Origin of the sequence: Bacteroides sp. RTP21281st1_H5_RTP21281_210402, assembly GCF_040918965.1 — a bacterium.
Classification (GTDB): domain Bacteria; phylum Bacteroidota; class Bacteroidia; order Bacteroidales; family Bacteroidaceae; genus Bacteroides; species Bacteroides congonensis.
Window position 1 is genome coordinate 364,823 of sequence record NZ_JBCOWR010000003.1, and the last position, 17,838, is coordinate 382,660.

The window sequence follows — 17,838 nt, forward strand, 5'->3', positions numbered from 1 at the left end:
TCAAGATCTATTGTCTTATTCTCTCTCTTAATCATATTTGCTACATCATATTTCCTCCTATCGTTATTATAATTTTATCTGATTCATATAAAGGACGGACAGATATATTTAATGTAATCCACCAAAAATCTGCTGGTTAATACCATAACGGAAATAATGAATTTAATAGAAAAAGAATGGTTACAGGCTTGATCCGGGACGTTTTTAAAAACAAAAAAAATCCGAACTTAATATATAAGTCCGGATTCTTAATATGATAAAAATTCCAATCTAATAACAAAGTGCACTACTGTTGGAACACCTCTTTCAAATACTTTATGTTCGTTCCGTAATTCTTCTTCACATTCCGCACGTCCGCTTTATCTCGTGAACGTTCCACAACCAGCCATCCGCTCCATCCCATCTTATCGAGTGTCTTTTTTACCTTATCCATATCTAGTCTCTTATTAAAAGGCAGAGTTACCCCATCGGTATCTGTACAGTGAATCTGGCAGATTCTCTTTTTCCCCAGAATCTTGAGCTCTTTACACAAATCTCTTCCATTCTCTAATGCATTCTGGAATTTAAAATAGATTTTAATACCGGGGGAATTAATTTCTTTCAGTAATTTTACATCTCCTTTAGCGTCCAACTGAGTTTCAATACCAATAACAACTCCTTCAGAAGCAGCCATATCCCCTACTGTTTTCAAACGCTTCACCACTTCTGCACGCAGTTCCGGTTTCGCTTCCCAACCTACCTTTATTCCACCTAACGGAAGAAAAGCGACTTTGGCATTCATCACTTTCATTGCATTCAAGCAATCCTGTACCAGTTCCTTATAATTGGTACGTTCCAGGAAAGACTGTCCATAGAATCCGGACATAGCCACAGAAGGAACTTCCAATTGGAACTTCCGGGCAGTTTCACGAAACAATTGCTGAAAATGAGGTTCGCGCAGTTTGTTATCAAACATTTCCCTTTTACCAAGACCGCCCATGTCCAGTTCCACACCATCACCATTCAACTCATGTACCAACTGGAACGAACCTATCTTCTGACGCTTCAAAATCATCCAGTCACATACGGCAATCTTATAACGTTGTTCTTTTTGCTGCGATGCAGCAACAGCCAACAAAGGAAAACATTCCATCAATATCAGTATCCAAAGGATATGTCCGAATAAATTCTTTTTCATTTTAATTCTATTATATACTATTTGTATAGTAGACGAATAAAGGAAGGTTTTGTAATCGCTTATGTAACAGAGAATAAATAAAAGAAGAAAGAGCAGATAAACAAGAAAACAGTATTATGACGGTATCCGACCCGGATAGTGACGCTATTCCATCCATATAGTGACGCTATATCGCGCGTATACCGTCACTCTTTTTATGGGGGATAACAGCAAAGATAAATGTAAAAAAATGGGCTGCCGGACTCTGAAAAGTCCGACAGCCCTGTCAACCCAAAAACGATACCTATGAAACACTGTGTGTTACTTCAAATCAAAAAATATGCGTTGACCATGAACAAGTTCATCATGTGTGATATGATATTTATTGAACTTCTTTCCATTCAATAACACCTTATTAATATATAGAGTTCCCGGTTGAGTACGATTAGTCTCAATCACCAATTCTTTTTCTTTATACCATTTCGGGTCCAGACGGATAATTACCTTATCAAATACCGGAGTCGTCAATGTATATTCAGGCAGTCCCGGGCAATCCGGATAGAAACCAATCATGTTGAAGATAGCCCATGAGGACATTGTTCCTGTGTCATCATTCCCGGGAATACCGTCCGGTTTCGTTGTGAAATACTTGTCCAACAGGCGTTGTGTCTCTTTCTGCGTACGCCATTCTTCACCTTTAAAGTATGAGAATAAATGAGGATAGGCAATATCCGGTTCATTAGCCGGATCATAAAGGCCCTCATCGAAAACCATCTGTAACTTATCAATAAAAGGTTTCTTTCCGCCCATCAACTTGGCAAGCCCATATACATCATGAGGTACATAGAATGTATAGTTCCAGGCACTCCCTTCATGGAAACCGGGATTCGGTTCAAAATTCTCTCCTTGTCTCGGATTAAACGGACTATAGAAAGTACCGTCAGGAAGAATCGGACGGAATGTGCCGAACTCCTTGCTATAATAATGCTTGTAGCCTAAAGAACGCTTATAGAACATTTCCGCGTCTTTCTTTTTACCTAAAGCCTCAGCAAAGCGTGAAAGCGCAAAGTCTGCAATATAATATTCCAACGCATGGGATACGGAGTTGTCATATTGTTCACGAAGAGGTACGTATCCTTTTGACATATAATCATCATTATCCGGACGCATCAGGTTTTCCGCTCCCGGCAATGTGGCAGATTTGTACATGGCTTCATAAGCCAGATCAACGTCAAAGTCACGCAACCCTTTCATCCACGTGTCTACAATTACCGGAATACTGGGATCACCCTCCATTGTCAATGTCTCTCTTCCATATAATTCCCATTTAGGTAACCAACCGTGTTCCCGATACATATCAAGCATAGTACGAACCATTTCCATTTGACGTTCCGGATAAACAAGGGTCAACAATTGGTGAACATTACGATAGGTATCCCAAAGAGAGAATACAGTGTAACGGTCGCCCTTTGTTGTCATAATCTTATCACTTTCCATTGCCGGGTATTCTCCATTGACATCTTGCAGGATATTCGGATGAATCAGCAAATGATAAAGTGCCGTATAAAATACTGTTTTCTGTGCATCTGTTCCACCTTCTACAGTTATACGTGACAAGTCATCGTTCCATTTTGCACGCGCGTCAGCATGAATCTGCTCAAAATTCTTTCCCGCTTGTTCACGGTCTAAATTCAGCCGGGCATTCTCTATACTGACAAAAGAAACGCCCATCTGCACTTCCACTTGTTCACCCTCTTCCGTATCGAAAGAAAAATAAGTGCCGATATCATCACCTGCTATTTCTTTTCCATAACGGGTATACAGTTTGTACTTTCCCTGATCCGGATCCCATTCGGCTTCCACACCTGTCATCGGACGTTGTTTCTTCCAATATCCGGTCGCGGCAGGAGTCTTTTTTACCCGCATCACGAAATAAATAGGAAATACAGCTTGAGGATTATAGCAGAATGTACCAAGCAATTTTACGCCTTCCACTTCGCTATCGCTTACACGGCGAAGCATAGCACCGCTTTCATTTGTCAATCCTTCTCCTAAATTCAGCAATATATGGCTTTTACCTTTCGGAAAAGTAAAACGGGCGATACTTGTACGTGGAGTGGCAGACACTTCCGTCTTAACATTATACTTGGTCAGATAGTTAGAGTAATAACCCGGTGAAGCCTGTTCATCCTTGTATTTACTGCCGTATTCTTTATAATCCACATTCAATTCTCCGGTAGTAGGCATCAATAATAAAGAGCCTAACTCAGGACAACCGACTCCACTCAAATTTACATGAGCATATCCGGTAAAGAAACAGTTTGTATATTCATAAGGCGTAGACCACCATCGAGCGTCTTTGTCGTATGTATTCTCTGAAGACCCCATCACGTTGAAAGGAACCACAGACATCATACCATTCGGACAGATTGCACCTGGATTGGTAGTTCCGAAATTTGTAGTCCCAATAAAGGGATCTACATAATCTATCAAAAGATTCTTATTAGTGGGAGGGCTTCCCCCTTCTCCCGCATAAACGGGAAGAAGGGCGAAAGCAAGTGTGTAAGTTAATAAAATACGTTTCATACCTTTATTAAATGATACTTGTCCGTTTAGTAAAGTCGATAATCTCTTTAATGTATCCGAAAGCCATGCCTACAACGGTATCTGCAGCACCATAATAAACAACTACACGTTCGCCGTCTTGCAAAGCAGCACAGGGGAATACTACATTGGGCACATCGCCTTGAAGTTCGTAAGGAGCAGCCGGGCCAATCAGATATTCGCGGGTACGGTAAAGAACCTTTTCCGGATGGTCTTTATCAAGTATGGCAGAGCCCATTGCATAGCGGAAACCATTACAAGTAGTGATAACACCGTGATAGAAAAGCAACCAACCTTCATCTGTCAGGAAAGGTACTGAACCTGCACCGATTTTTGTACACTGCCAGGCGCTTTCCGGAAATGGAGTCACTTTCATTACACAACGATGTTCACCCCAATATTTCATGTCCGGGCTGTAGCTGATATATATATCACCAAATGGTGTATGGCCATTATCACTAGGACGGCTCAACATAGCATATTTGCCATCTATTTTTTGTGGGAAAAGTACGCCGTTACGATTGAAAGGCAAGAAAGCATTTTCACATTGGAAGAATTCCTTAAAATCAAAAGTATAAGCGATACCAATAGTAGGGCCATGATAGCCATTGCACCAAGTAACCCAATAACGGTCTTCAATCCATGTCACACGAGGGTCATATTTATATTCCGATTCAATCATCTCTGTGTTACCAGCCTTGAACTGAATAGGCTCGTGATTAATATCCCAATGAATACCATCCTTACTGAATCCGGCAAAGATATTCATCTGTACAGCTTTATTGTCACAACGGAATACGCCGGCAAAACCATCACCGAAAGGTACAACAGCACTATTGAAAATACTATTGGACGAAGGAATATGATAACGTCCGATAACCGGATTTTGTGAATAACGCCACATTACGTCCGTACATCCGACAGGACGATCTTCCCAAGGAATTTGAATCTTATTCATAATCAATGTTTTTTATATTATTTATTTTTTTGAATCGTCATACGTGAAAGGTATGAAGTAAGTAATCAGAAAAGCAGGAATAGTCGCAATCAGGACATAAATAAAGAAATTTCGGTATCCCAGTAAATCACTAAGATAACCACTGGCCATTCCCGGAAGCATTACTCCCAAGTTCATGATTCCCGATGCAAATGCATAATGCGACATCTGATGTTTTCCCGGAGCAATCTGTTGCATCATAAACAACGTCAGTCCGACAAAACCAAAACCATAACCGAAATATTCCATGGTTATACAAGTTCCTATCAGATACACGTTAGTAGGCTGTACAACTGCCAGGAAAGTATATGCGACAAACGGAAGATTAAATATACAACAAAGAGTGAACAGTGTCTTCTTTAATCCGAATCTGGAAACATAAATACCTGCCAGTAAAGAGCCGAGGACGAAAGCAGCAGAGCCAAAAACTCCATTTAACGTACCAATCTCCGTCAAGGATAACCCTAAACCGCCGACATCTCTTGAAGCGCGCAAGAACAACGGCGCAATCTTCATGATAAATCCTTCTGCCAGGCGATATAGAATAATAAAGCAGATATAATAGAAAATATGTTTCTTCGTAAAGAAGTCTGCAATCACCGCCATCAATTCCCTTCCGACCTCTGATGAAGTTTTCTTTGTTGTTGACGGAACTTGTGAAGAGGGTAAAACTTTTATATGGTAGATGCCAATCAGCACCATTATAGCTCCAATCACTGCAAAAATAATCATCCAGGCAGACGTATATGCCCCTTTGTTCGCATCAATAGAAGCTCCTTCTATTGCCCCGAAATGTTCGGCCAACGCACCTGCCATGGCAACCAATCCACCGTTAGCAACCAATTTGGCTACATTATAAAAAGCGCCCTGTACTCCTATGTATTTTGCCTGGTCTTCTTTATTCAATTCAGCCATGTAAACACCGTCACAGGCAATATCGTGCGTTGCCCCACTAAAAGCAATTATAGCCATTGTAGATATACTTATGGCAAAAAAGTAGTCAAAGAATAAAGAAAAGGCTACTACTCCAAACAATACTCCACTCAACAACTCTGTGACTAATACGAAGAATTTCTTCGTCCGATACATTTCAAGAAACGGACTCCATAAGAATTTAAATGTCCAAGGCGCCATAATAAGGGAAGTCCACAATGTGATTTGTGTGTCGGATATTCCCAGATCCTTAAACATGAATACGGAAACCAGATTAATGGCAATAAAGGGAAGCCCCATTGCAAAATAAGCGGTAGGAACCCAGCAAGCCGGGCTGATAGTGTTTCGTTGAGAAGCAGTTTTATTCTGTTGCATAAATCATAGTATATAGATGAAAAAATTCATTTTTCTAACCCATCTATATATAATACAACTAAAAGGGGAAAACTACTAACGTCTCCCCCCTACTTTTTTTATTTTATTATAACTTCATCTATAAAAAACCATGAAGGATGCCCTACACCATAATGCCAGGTCGGGCATTCTTTCGTACCTGTAACTTCTACTTTTACATAGCGTGTCTTTATAGGCGTCGCAGATTCTGTCTTAACTCCGCGGAATCCGACCTTGCCGGAACGTTCTTCAGGTAAATCGTTCGTTCCCCAAAATGTATATTGTTCTCCATCCGCCGAATAAGAATAGGTAACTTTCAAAGGAAAGAGAATCCAAGCCCCTATCTGATGTAAGAAATCTGTTTCTATACTATGAATCTCCTTTTCCTCTCCTAAATCCAGGATGAACGCACCATCAGTTCCTTCCCAGCCTACCCAACTGTCTACAAAAGTAGCTCCTCCAAACAGTCCGTCTACTAATGCCGTCTTTCCTATTTCTGCATATTTTCCGGTAGGCGGAATAATATAAGAAACTTTAGCTCCTAATGCCAAACTCCGTTCAGTCTGCGGCATATAGCGTTTACGGTATAGCTCGCAGTACTCTACCGGCGAATTAGAACGTTCATTTAATGTAGGAACATTAAACTCTTTCACTCTCTCTTCAAAAAGTGCCAACTTCCTGTCTATATCGGCCAAATCCTTTTCTGTTTCCGTGCGCGCTATCTCTAATTCAGAATATTGAAGCGGTAAACGGGCACGTTGCACTCTTTTCAAGAATGTATTATCCGCTTCAACTGCTTTTTCCGCCAAATCAAACAAATCATTATAACGACGAATCAAAGTCGGTTTCAACATTCCATATTTATGTGAGACAGGCGAATCATAAATCCATAATCTTTGTCCACTGCCAATCAGCGCGCCTTCCATCACCTTTATATATTGATAGAGATATGGTGCAGCTTCACCATAATAACCATGCAGAAAATGTTGCATTAATGAGTCAACATCAGCTTCCGGATTCCACATCAACTTCGATACCAGATAAGCACGTAATTCTGCAAAGTCTCCGCCCCTGCTTCCTGCAATCTGAGAGAAGTGCATGGTGGCGTGATTCTTCTTGAAAAGGCGGATATTATCCTGTAAGATATGGAAATTAGGGAATGGAGCCAGATAATTATCGAAATTTATGCCGTAATCCCAAACAAAGATATTATCAGTTATAGCCGACCAGCCTTCCATCGCTTTCACAAATTGCCTGCCTGAAGCATTTTCAGTCAGCGTCACTTCACGGTCACAATCAATGTCACAAAGCATTATATTCACATTGGGCAAAGGTTTCACGTGCTTCGGTGGATTCATTGTATATAAATAGGCCAATGTGGAGAACTCCTTATCCGGGAAACGGGCAGCCAATTTATTCAAGAAAGTTATTATACTTCCTGATAATGCCTCTTCCCTATCATCAATAGCCTTACATGCATCACAAGTACAATTCGTATAGTTACCATCATTCTGACTAACAGACATGATGTGTTTATCGGGATTCGCCTTGAAAATAGAATCAACACGTTGTGCCACAATCTCAAAAACTTCAGGATTGCTCAGACACCATTGACTGGCTTTTCCCGGATGACGTTTTCCTTTAAAATAAGAATAATATTCGGGATGCTCTTTCCCATAAACAGAAGAAGGCAATAATTTATCAAAAGTATGTACCCAGTAACCGGCAGCAAACACCTCATCAGGTTCTTCCAAGCGATTCCACCATTTATAGACGGAATCTGTACGGATGGCATAACACTGTGTCTGGCGATAACGGAAAGCCGGATTATCTGTTTTATTAATTAAAGGCAGAATTATCGTTTTTTGAGGAGTAAAAGAATATTCATTTTCTCCCCAGTAATCAACACCTAAGTATTGTTCTAATAGAGATACAATTCCATAAACAACACCGTTGTCCTTACCTGAAACTCTCAAGATACCATCTTTGGTGGAAATAGAGAATCCATCCTCTGTCACTTCTTGAGCAGTCTCTCCACCAATAAGGATATCTCCTTTTTGTGGAGTCTGATTTATGACAATAGGCAAAGTTTTACTTGTAATCTTTTGAAAGAAAGATTGAAAGAGATTAGCCGCTACCTTATTTACTTGGATGTCTTCTTTTAATATAATCTTTACTTTCGTTTTTCCGTCTTTTATTAAAAGCGTTTGGGCATATGCAAAGGACGTGCATATCCATGCACTCAAAAAGAACATTAGCGTTCTCAAAACCGGTTTTAGATTCATGTTTCTCATGATTATTGTTAATGGTGTTATATAAAGAATACAACTAGATGAACTACAAGACTAAACCAAAGCCTGTTCTTTTAATGCTTATTAAGAATTTAGAGGTTAACCTTCCTATATAATTAAAACAATCCTCAAACTCTGCATATTTCTTTACTATCAAGTACACAAAAAGTTCTCTTTATAACTTTGATAAAGAGAACTTTTATTCATTTAAGAAAGACTCGTAAAATCAATCTTACATTACCTAATTCTTATAACTACTCATTTTTCAATTCATAGACATTAAATTCTGTAATATCTGTTCGTCCGCTTGTAGCAATCGTAAGAATCTGATATTTCAAATAACGAGTAGTTATAGGAGAAATAAATGTAATATTCTGTGCAGAACCAGATGTAGCTAAAGTACTTAATGATTTCCAAGTAATGCCATCTGTAGACTGGAATATTTCTACTTCTCTGGGAGCATACGCATTCCCCCAATGGTTTGTTTTTATACCGGCTAATACTTTAGCTTCTCCCAAATCAACAGTAAACCAAAACCCTACATTATCACGGGCAATATCTGAATTTCCACCGTCAATCAACTTATCTCCTGAACCTTCAACCCCTTCTTCTACATTAATTATCCAACCTGAACGGTCACTAATAAGTTGGCCATTAGTAGGAATACCACCTTTTAAATTACTATAAGCAGCTTTATTTATAACAACTGGCAAGGTACTCAAGCTGTTGCTAATTACTGTGTTTTTATCATTGGTGGTTACATTGCCAATTGATACATTGAAAGAAAAACTTGTTTTCTCCATGACACTGGCAAATATCGCCGGTTCAACTGTTGCAGTGATTTCTTCAGAAATCATCTGACCTTCTTTAAGGGTTACTTGTGAGGAACTTAAAGTAATCTGGTTTGCATCAAGCCCTTCGGTTTCACTATTTACATTTAATGTGACAACCATATCAGTGGAGACTGCTTTCTGTGTTTTTACAGTAAAAACCATTTTAATTTCATCTCCCCCAACCCCATTCGCATCATGGGTTAGATTGAACTTCTTTACATCTCCTGACAAATAGTCATTTCTCTGTAAAGACACATACGTAGCATTCCACTCATTAAAAACTTCTTCGTCATCACGACAGGAAGAGATGAAAGGGACAAACAAGCCGAGTAGAGTTGCTATTGATAATGATTGAAATATATTTTTCATATACACATACAATTAAATTATTACTATTTCCATTCGGTAGCCTTATCCGTAGACAAAATACCGTCAATCCATGTAGGAGTAGCAGAAGTAGTTAAAGTATGCCCTTTACCGGTTGCATCTTCAAACACATTACCCTGTCCTTCATTGAAACGCCAATAGGCTTCCAATCCCACAGACTTAGGACTAACCTGAGTCATATTATTCTGAATCTGAGAAGCAGTACGAACTACAGACCAGATACGTGCCTCACTCATCAATATTTTACAGTTTCCCCATCTACTATAAGAATCATCACCTAAACTGAACCAATTTACATCGGAGAAAGTTGTTGCTCCTGTTGGGATACTCAGTACCCCCGAATCAACTCCGTTTATGTAAAGTCGATAGCTGGAACCATCACAAACCAATGCCAGATGTTGCCATTCGTTTGGCTTGAAAGAATTACTTGGATTCAAATAAAGTCGGTTGCGTCCTACAATCTGTACTAATGAGTGTGCCTTATAATTTTCATTATCACTTTGAGGGTCCTCAAAACGTAAAAGTATAAAGCTTGCATCATCTCCTCCGTTCTTAAATACTGCACGGTCACGGTCAGCTGTGTTAGCTACCTGGAAACGAACCTCTATCGTATATTGGGAATATGTTTCAGGGGATTCTGTGAATTTATTAGCTTTTAAACTAGGAGCACCAACGAACATCGGAGCTGAAAATTCGATAATACTTTCTGCCAAAATAACAAAAGTTCCAGTATTTTCCATCGGTGAAATACTTCCATCTTGTAACACCAGTTTAACAGGTAGTGCGTATGATTCTCCCGATTTCATCATTTCTTGGCTGAAAGCCTTCAAGGCAATAGAGAGAGCATCGGTCGCATATTGTCCGGCTTTCACTGTAATAGTCTCCGGTAATGTATAATAGCCTTCCGGCAACATTATATATCCTGTACCATTAATGTGATTATAAGCATCCAATACCGATTGGTCTGTGACCAATTTATAATGATTGTCTGTAGAAGAAATATTACTAAGGTGTACATTTAAAGTCGTAAAACTTTCTCCAGTAGCCTGTACTGTCACTTTCTGGCTTGTGCCCGAAAGCGCTTCTTCAATATAAGCGTGTGTATCCAAGGTATCATATTTCGCATCTCCGCAACTTACGATACTTCCTAATCCTGCTATTACTGCGAAGAAGCATAAGATTTTTATATAATTCATACGTTTCATAGTTTACATTAATTTTTAAGTAATGAATGTGATGAGGGATTCATGATTTGAATAGCATGACGTATATTTTTATATTCAGGTGAAGTTCCATACTCTGCTTCCATATGATAGGTTCCTGCACCACCTTTGCGGAAACCATTACTTGGTTGCCAGCGCGCCATTCCTTCGAGAGATTTCATTTTATTACCATAACGATCAGTGTAATCATATCCGCCGTTCATAGCAGCGTCGGTAGCCTCGAAATTCTCGGTCATGATGGTCATCTTTGTAATTTGTTCTTCAGACATGACACTACTATATGTTTGAACAAGCCCTGCACCTGCCACACCACCTGTAATAAGACGTTTGTCAAGTTTTGAATCACTACCAGGACTGCTGTCATTGTAAGCCTGAATGATAAAATAGTCAAAATATAGCCCGACTTCAGGTCTACCCGTTATGCTCTGTGGTTCACCGTCAATAACTAATAATTTGCCGGTTCCTGATTTCGGACCGAAATATTTGCCTAGCTCATCAACGAATGCAAACATTCTATCATCTTCGTCTACGATATTACCAGGATTACCGAAATTGGGTTCATAGTCGATATCAAACCCATCGTAACCATATTTGTTTACTGTATCGGCAATGGCACTTGCATATTTGCGAATGGATGCTTCAATTGCTTCCTTATTTGATTCATCGGAAGGCCATCCCCAAAAATCGTTTACAGCTTCTTTTTCGGATGAAAATCCCATATTTTCCCAATTATCACGAATATTCTGCGGAGTAATTTGATCGCCCACACTTCTGATAATAAAACACATAGTAAAACGAGTTCCTTTAATTTGTTGGCAAAATTGTAGATCTTTTTTTTGAGCTTCTGTTATGTTCGACCAATTTCCCCAAATAGAAACAATATCTACACTATCAGGAATACCGGCTAAAGAACTTTTCATAAAAGCACCTTCACCACTCCAACCACCGAACCAACCGAAAGCAACTTGATGATCAGTTTTTTTATAAGCCCTTAAAGCTGCATAATATTCATCTGACACGATTGATTCCGGAAAAGTTTTTGGTTCCGACTCCGTCCAATCACTACAACCTATCAAAGATGTTGTTGCCAATGATATGAGTACAATGTATAATAAATAAATTTTCTTCATAAAAGTCCTTTTTATGCATTATATAAATTAGTTCTTTTTCGCCCATTTCAGATCAGTGGCTTCATTATCAGCACCGCCAAGTTCTGCAACCCCTTGATCATAATTGGCTTTATTATTCTGCGCCTCTGTATAAGGGAAACTCAAACGACGCATACCACGCTGGCTGCTCACGCCACAGTCAGATAAATTGTCGATACAAGGATAAAGTTCCGGATAGCCTGTACGACGATATTCAGCCCATGCCTCGAGTCCCAGTGGATAATTGGCAATCCACTTTTGAGTAATGATACGCTGGAAATTCTTCCCATTTACATTGTCAACTTCGCTATCATCCCACTTCACACTAACGGTATTAGTAATCGTAGCAGTAGCGTTTTGTACAGCGTCACTTTCATGTGATACCACTGGAGCTTCATCTATCTTCAGATATTCGGTAGCTGAAACCTGATACTGCTCCATAGACAAATTGATGCCGTCTTCATAGTAAACTTTTGCCGTTTTAGTGCCTACATTCCAGCCACGCAATTTTCCTTCAGCACGTAAAAAAGCTGTTTCAGCAGCACAGAAAACCATTAATTTAGAAGTTGCCGTATAGGCAGGAATAGAGAAACCTGCTGCGTCTGCCTTTTTAAAATCAGCATCGCCTGTACGCATACCTACATATTGATCTGTTTTTCCGGTAAGAGTAGATTTATTAAAAAATTTCGACATACGCGGGTCATCATATGCGTTCATATAATCTACAATATTTGCATTCACCCGCAAATCTCCCCAACTGACAGCGGCCAGCTGATATGGATTACTTTGTGTTCCACAAGAAAGCATGGCATTGTCCGAATTACTTTCAATCAAGCCAGCTTTATGTATTACTGCAGCTTCAGCCGCTTCCTTAGCAATACCAGGCCATGTTCCGCTAATTCGCATTGCAACACGTAAGCGCATTGAATTTGCCAATTTCGCCCAACCGGAATAATTTCCCTCAAAAACAGGATCATTAGCTCCTAATGGTGCATTACCATTAGTCTCTACATAATAATTATACAGAACGTCAGCAGCATTGGCTAAATCACTTAATATATTTGTGTAGATCTGTTCCTGAGTATCATAAGAAACATAAAAATTACCTTTCTTCACTTGGCTATAAGGCATCGGTCCATAACAGTCTGCAACACGGAGCATTGTTATGGCACGTATCATGCAAGCAAAAGCATAATAATGTCCCGTAGAATTTGTCGCTTCTTGTATCTGAAAAAAGTTTCCATATATTTTTTCAAACGGAGTATTCCAGGGAGTAGCATTCCATGCATCACTTTGATTGAATGTACTAAAATTAGTTCCACTCCATGTGTTAGAACAACACAAGTAACCGCCTAACTGTCCCACCATCTGGTCTTGCATTTGAGAGTCATTCTGCTGAATATTCACAATTGTTTCAATCATAGATTTCATCAGAGTAGCCGGGTCAGCATCATGGATTTGATATTGATTCGTGTTATACTCTTCAAATTTATCAGTACAACTTCCTGCCAGCAACAAGAGAGCGGCACCGACCGTGATATTTCTTAAATATTTTCTCATAACATTAGCTTTTTCTTTTAGAATTGAACTTTCACATTAAAACCGAAGTTACGCAAGCTAGGTTGCATAAAGTAGTCTACATTCATATAATAGTTACTGGAAGTAGATGCAGACAATTCCGGATCAAACGGAGCTTTACAGTAAATCATCCATAGATTACGTCCTACGACACCCAAAGTAACATTTGCTACATTTTTAAACCACTTTCTTGGAAGTGTATAATTCAAGCTTAATTCTTGTAAACGTACATTGGTTGCACTATATAAGTAGTAACGACCATAACCACCTTCACCTGTACTGATAGTCTGATAATACTTCTGGGCATCAACCTTACCATTATTGATGGGCGTACCACCATTATCACGGACAGAAGCAGATACTTCAGACACTCCATAATAATCCAAAATACCTTGAGTAGCCGAGTAAGCTAATCCACCTACACGTGCGGACAACACAACCCCCAAGTCAATACCTTTGTAAGTGAAATGATTGATCCATCCTAAATTGAAGTCAGCATCCAGATTGCCGACTTTCACTGGAGTATTTGATGAAGTAATCCCCAGATTACCATTCTGGTCAACTTTTATATTACCATTATTATCCTTGGTCAGTTGGTTATATACATAGATATCGGTCATAGAACCGCCTTCTGTCAGAATAACACGGGGAGCTACATTTTCTTTACCTAACCAACCTACATTCATCTCGTCCATCTGAATAGCCTCTCCGGTCACCGGATTAACACTACCACTAGCTAACCGTTTCACCTTGTTGCGATTTAAAGTAAAAGTTGCATTAGAAGACCAACCGAAACCTGCCCATTTATCACTAAATCCTAAAGCCAGTTCAATACCTTGATTCTGCACATCACCTGCTTGAACTATTGCTTGTTTATAACCGGAAGATGACGGAATATCCACCTTAAATGTCTGATTCAATGTATTGGAACGGTAATAAGTAGCATCCAGGCTAAAGCGATTCTCCCAGAATTTCAAATTTAAACCAATTTCCCATGATTTTGTTTTTTCCGGTTTCATGTTTTCCATCGGATAAACGGTTGGATTTGCCCAATTATGTGTCTGGCTATTGTATTCATATCCGGGATTAGTAAGGAAGCGATCGAAAGAAGATGCTACCACTGTATAGGAACCACGTACTTTAGCATAAGTTATCAACTCCGGAAGTTCAACCATTTCTGACAGTAAAGCCGACAAACCAACTGATGGATAGAAGAATGATTTTTGTTTGGAGAAAGCTAATTTAGAATCCCAGTCATTTCGTCCTGTCAATGTTAAATACAACTGATTTTTCCAACTTAATTCTGCGCTGGCAAAAATGCTCTGAATTTCATCTTTATATCCGGTAGGATCCGGTTTGTAATTAGAAGAGAAATTTATATTATTAACCTGAAAGAAGTTCGGAATGACCAAGTCACCGGCAAAATACAATTGATCCATTGAAGTATGGTAAATGGAAGCCCCCACATTAGCAGTCAAATGGAAATCACCGAAAGTCTTGTCTATATTAGCCAAAACATCTGCATACAAAGAACGTTCTTGCCTCATGGCATCCTCGAAACCACCACTTACTCCACAAAATGTGGTTAATGTAGAAGCTGACTTCTCATTCTTGTTCCGATAGTCAGAGTTGTCCAGATTCACACGTCCTACGATGTTAATCCAATCTGTCACCTTCCATTTCAAAGAAGCGTTCAGCATATAACGTTTTTTATCGGAAGTACGGATTATACGGTTCTGTACCCAATACGGATTCTGTAATGACAAACTTGCGTCTCCATAAGGCCAATACTGTTCCATATAACCATAATTTGTGTTGTAACGTTCATACAAACGGATTTCATCAAAATTATCTCCGCGGGGAAATAAATACAATGCAGGAAGTGGATTATAATACTGCCCTTGGGAAACCATGTTTTTATTATTTTGAATAATATATTGCGCACCAATATCCAAAGTCAATCTGTCATTCAGGAAATTCGTAGTATTACGTGCTGTAAAATTATAACGATTATAAGAGTTGTTAGGAAGAATACCACCAGAATTAGTAGTAGAAACTGAAAGATAAGTCTGATTCTTTGAATTCCCGGTAGACAAAGCTACTGAGTTGATAACATTCGTACCAGTTTCAAAAAAATTAGATGGATCATATCTGCGGTCTGTCAGTTCTCCCCAACTAAACAATCCAGAGCTTGTACCATAGCGATTCTGCATATCAGGCATAATATATGCTTTGGAAAAAGTAGTGCTATTAGACACCGTAATCGTAGTTTTCTCAGTCTGCCCTTTTTTAGTAGTAATCAAAACCACCCCATTGGCAGCAGAAGAACCATAAAGAGCAGCTGCAGAAGGTCCGGTCATCATACTGATACTAGCAATATCGTCTGGATTTAAGTCTGCTACGGCATCCGACCCACCCATGTCACCAAATAATCCTTCACCACCGCTTTTACCTGTATTGAAGATAGGTACACCATCAATCACATATAATGCATTATTGTCTTTAGTTAATGATTTCATACCACGCATTACGACACGTGCTGCACCACCAGCGCCAGTAGCACCACTACTGATTTGAACCCCTGCCACCTTTCCAGCTAACGAATTCATAAAGTTAGCATCCTTTACAACTGTTATTTCGTCGCCTTTTACCTCTTGTACATTATAACTTAATGCCTTTGTTGCACGCTTGATACCCAAGGCAGTAACAACCACTTCATCCAGTGTTTGAGTATCTTCTCCCATTACTATTTTCAGAGGCTGTGCATTGGCCAGCGTGATTGCTTGGGAGAAATGTATCTTATTTGAATATTTTTTCTGAATAAATATGGTTTATTCCTTTTGTAACTGATAATAGATACTATGAAGGACACTTATCACTCTTGATTATTCACAAATCATTTTGTTGTTCTATATGAAAGGACAAGGGCTGTACATGCAATTTGCATGCATTATCTTAGTCTATAGATTGAACTCAGTTAATAATTGAGCGTTTCTGATTCTTTCTTCCTTTTCGAAGTAGGCTAAATAGTTCTCCGTAACAGCTAAATTTGAATGTCCCAAGCTTTCAGAAATATATGATGTTTTAGCACCGGCGCGTTTGAGTACTGTAGCAAATGAATGCCGTGCAGTATAGGTTGTCAGTTGTGCAATGCCCATACTTAAAGCTATCTTTTTGAGTCTTCTATTGCATTTAGTAACGATACGTCGTACCAATCTGATTCTTTCAAATGCATTTTCAGTTCCTTTAGCATATTTAAAAATATATGTCTGCGGAGTCAATTGTGGATTTCCCCATTTATGAATGATTCTCCACATTTCAGGAGTTATGGTCGCATGTATCTCTTTGTTATGTTTCGTCGTTCTGGATGTTTTGGAACGCACAAAGCATATTTCTCCATCTACAATATTCGAATATTGAAGGAATAATAAATCCATAAAATTAATTCCATTGCATAAATAAGAAAATACCCATAGGTCGCGGAATTCCTCTACTGTTTTTGTCCCGTCTTGATATGACATTATTTTTTTTATTTCTGGGAGGGTAAGTGCTAGTTTACGTCCGCAGCCTTCAGGAATTTCGTATCTATTTTTTCCGAAAGGAAAAGACGATTCTTTTAAAAATCCGTCACGTACCGCACGATTTAATATACATTTTAAAGCTCTAAAATAAATACTGATACTTGAATAGCTTTTGCCTTCTGAAAGCCAATAACGCTCGCAGTGTTTGAGCCAATCAACCGTTATCCTTTCCAACGGGATATATGTACCACCAAAATTCTCTAAACTTTTCAAAGCACTTTGATAATTTAAATAAGTACTAGCCTGCTCATTATCTTTCAATTCTTTCATCTTTAAGTAGAAGGCACTATGCAAATTCATATCTTTTATTTGCCTTCCTAGCTTTATATTCAAAGCTTCAATGCTAAATTCCCCTTTCTGTATCAATTCGTTAACTTGTTGTTTAATAGTAGAAAAGCTGCTTTCAATATCTGACCGTATTTCAGTTAATAACCTACTTTTAGCTTTTAGTAATCTTTCCCACTCTTCTTTTGACAGTTCCTTTCCGGTCGAGTAGTATTTTTGTTTTCTTCTAAATACTACTTGAACTTTAACAGGGAACAATCCACTCTTTTTGGCTCTTCTGGTATCTAATATGGTTAATACTGAAACTCCATCTCTTGAAAATTTGAACATAAAATAAATGTTTATATCTATACATTAATTTAAGCATATAAGAATTGTATGCAAAACGCATGCAAAGATAATAAATCAGCCTAATTATAATGAATACAT

Annotated in this window: 11 protein-coding genes; all 11 read right to left on the bottom strand. The window is 38.8% G+C overall.

The window, feature by feature from the left end; all coding sequences use genetic code 11:
* Positions 1-286 precede the first annotated feature (286 nt).
* The gene (locus AB5443_RS06960) at positions 287-1,177 is read right to left on the bottom strand and encodes a sugar phosphate isomerase/epimerase family protein (RefSeq protein WP_368113532.1); all 891 of its coding nucleotides are present in this window, start codon (positions 1,175-1,177) and stop codon (positions 287-289) included.
* Positions 1,178-1,477: 300 nt separating this feature from the next.
* Positions 1,478-3,742 (bottom strand): GH92 family glycosyl hydrolase, encoded by a 2,265-nt coding sequence (locus AB5443_RS06965; protein ID WP_022140034.1) that lies wholly within the window; start codon positions 3,740-3,742, stop codon positions 1,478-1,480.
* Between the two features lie 7 nt (positions 3,743-3,749).
* Positions 3,750-4,718 carry a 1,4-beta-mannosyl-N-acetylglucosamine phosphorylase gene (locus tag AB5443_RS06970; RefSeq protein WP_368113534.1) on the bottom strand — a complete coding sequence of 323 codons (969 nt, stop codon included), beginning with the start codon at positions 4,716-4,718 and terminating at the stop codon, positions 3,750-3,752.
* A 21-nt stretch (positions 4,719-4,739) separates the two neighbouring features.
* Positions 4,740-6,065, bottom strand: coding sequence for an MFS transporter (locus AB5443_RS06975; protein WP_022140032.1), 1,326 nt, complete (start codon positions 6,063-6,065; stop codon positions 4,740-4,742).
* A gap of 98 nt (positions 6,066-6,163) precedes the next feature.
* Positions 6,164-8,368, bottom strand: coding sequence for a DUF4838 domain-containing protein (locus AB5443_RS06980; protein WP_368113535.1), 2,205 nt, complete (start codon positions 8,366-8,368; stop codon positions 6,164-6,166).
* A 260-nt stretch (positions 8,369-8,628) separates the two neighbouring features.
* Positions 8,629-9,576 (bottom strand): DUF4999 domain-containing protein, encoded by a 948-nt coding sequence (locus AB5443_RS06985; protein WP_368113536.1) that lies wholly within the window; start codon positions 9,574-9,576, stop codon positions 8,629-8,631.
* Between the two features lie 23 nt (positions 9,577-9,599).
* Positions 9,600-10,799 carry a DUF1735 and LamG domain-containing protein gene (locus AB5443_RS06990; protein WP_044656615.1) on the bottom strand — a complete coding sequence of 400 codons (1,200 nt, stop codon included), beginning with the start codon at positions 10,797-10,799 and terminating at the stop codon, positions 9,600-9,602.
* A gap of 8 nt (positions 10,800-10,807) precedes the next feature.
* A complete protein-coding gene (locus tag AB5443_RS06995; RefSeq protein ID WP_044656614.1) occupies positions 10,808-11,947 on the bottom strand; it encodes a glycoside hydrolase family 18 in 1,140 nt (379 codons plus the stop codon).
* A 27-nt stretch (positions 11,948-11,974) separates the two neighbouring features.
* On the bottom strand, positions 11,975-13,525 hold the full coding sequence (locus AB5443_RS07000; RefSeq protein ID WP_368113537.1) for a SusD/RagB family nutrient-binding outer membrane lipoprotein: 1,551 nt from the start codon (positions 13,523-13,525) through the stop codon (positions 11,975-11,977).
* Positions 13,526-13,542: 17 nt separating this feature from the next.
* The gene (locus AB5443_RS07005; RefSeq protein ID WP_368113568.1) at positions 13,543-16,341 is read right to left on the bottom strand and encodes a SusC/RagA family TonB-linked outer membrane protein; all 2,799 of its coding nucleotides are present in this window, start codon (positions 16,339-16,341) and stop codon (positions 13,543-13,545) included.
* A 162-nt stretch (positions 16,342-16,503) separates the two neighbouring features.
* Positions 16,504-17,739: a site-specific integrase gene (locus AB5443_RS07010; RefSeq protein WP_283140004.1), complete on the bottom strand. Its 1,236-nt coding sequence runs from the start codon at positions 17,737-17,739 to the stop codon at positions 16,504-16,506.
* Positions 17,740-17,838: the final 99 nt, after the last annotated feature.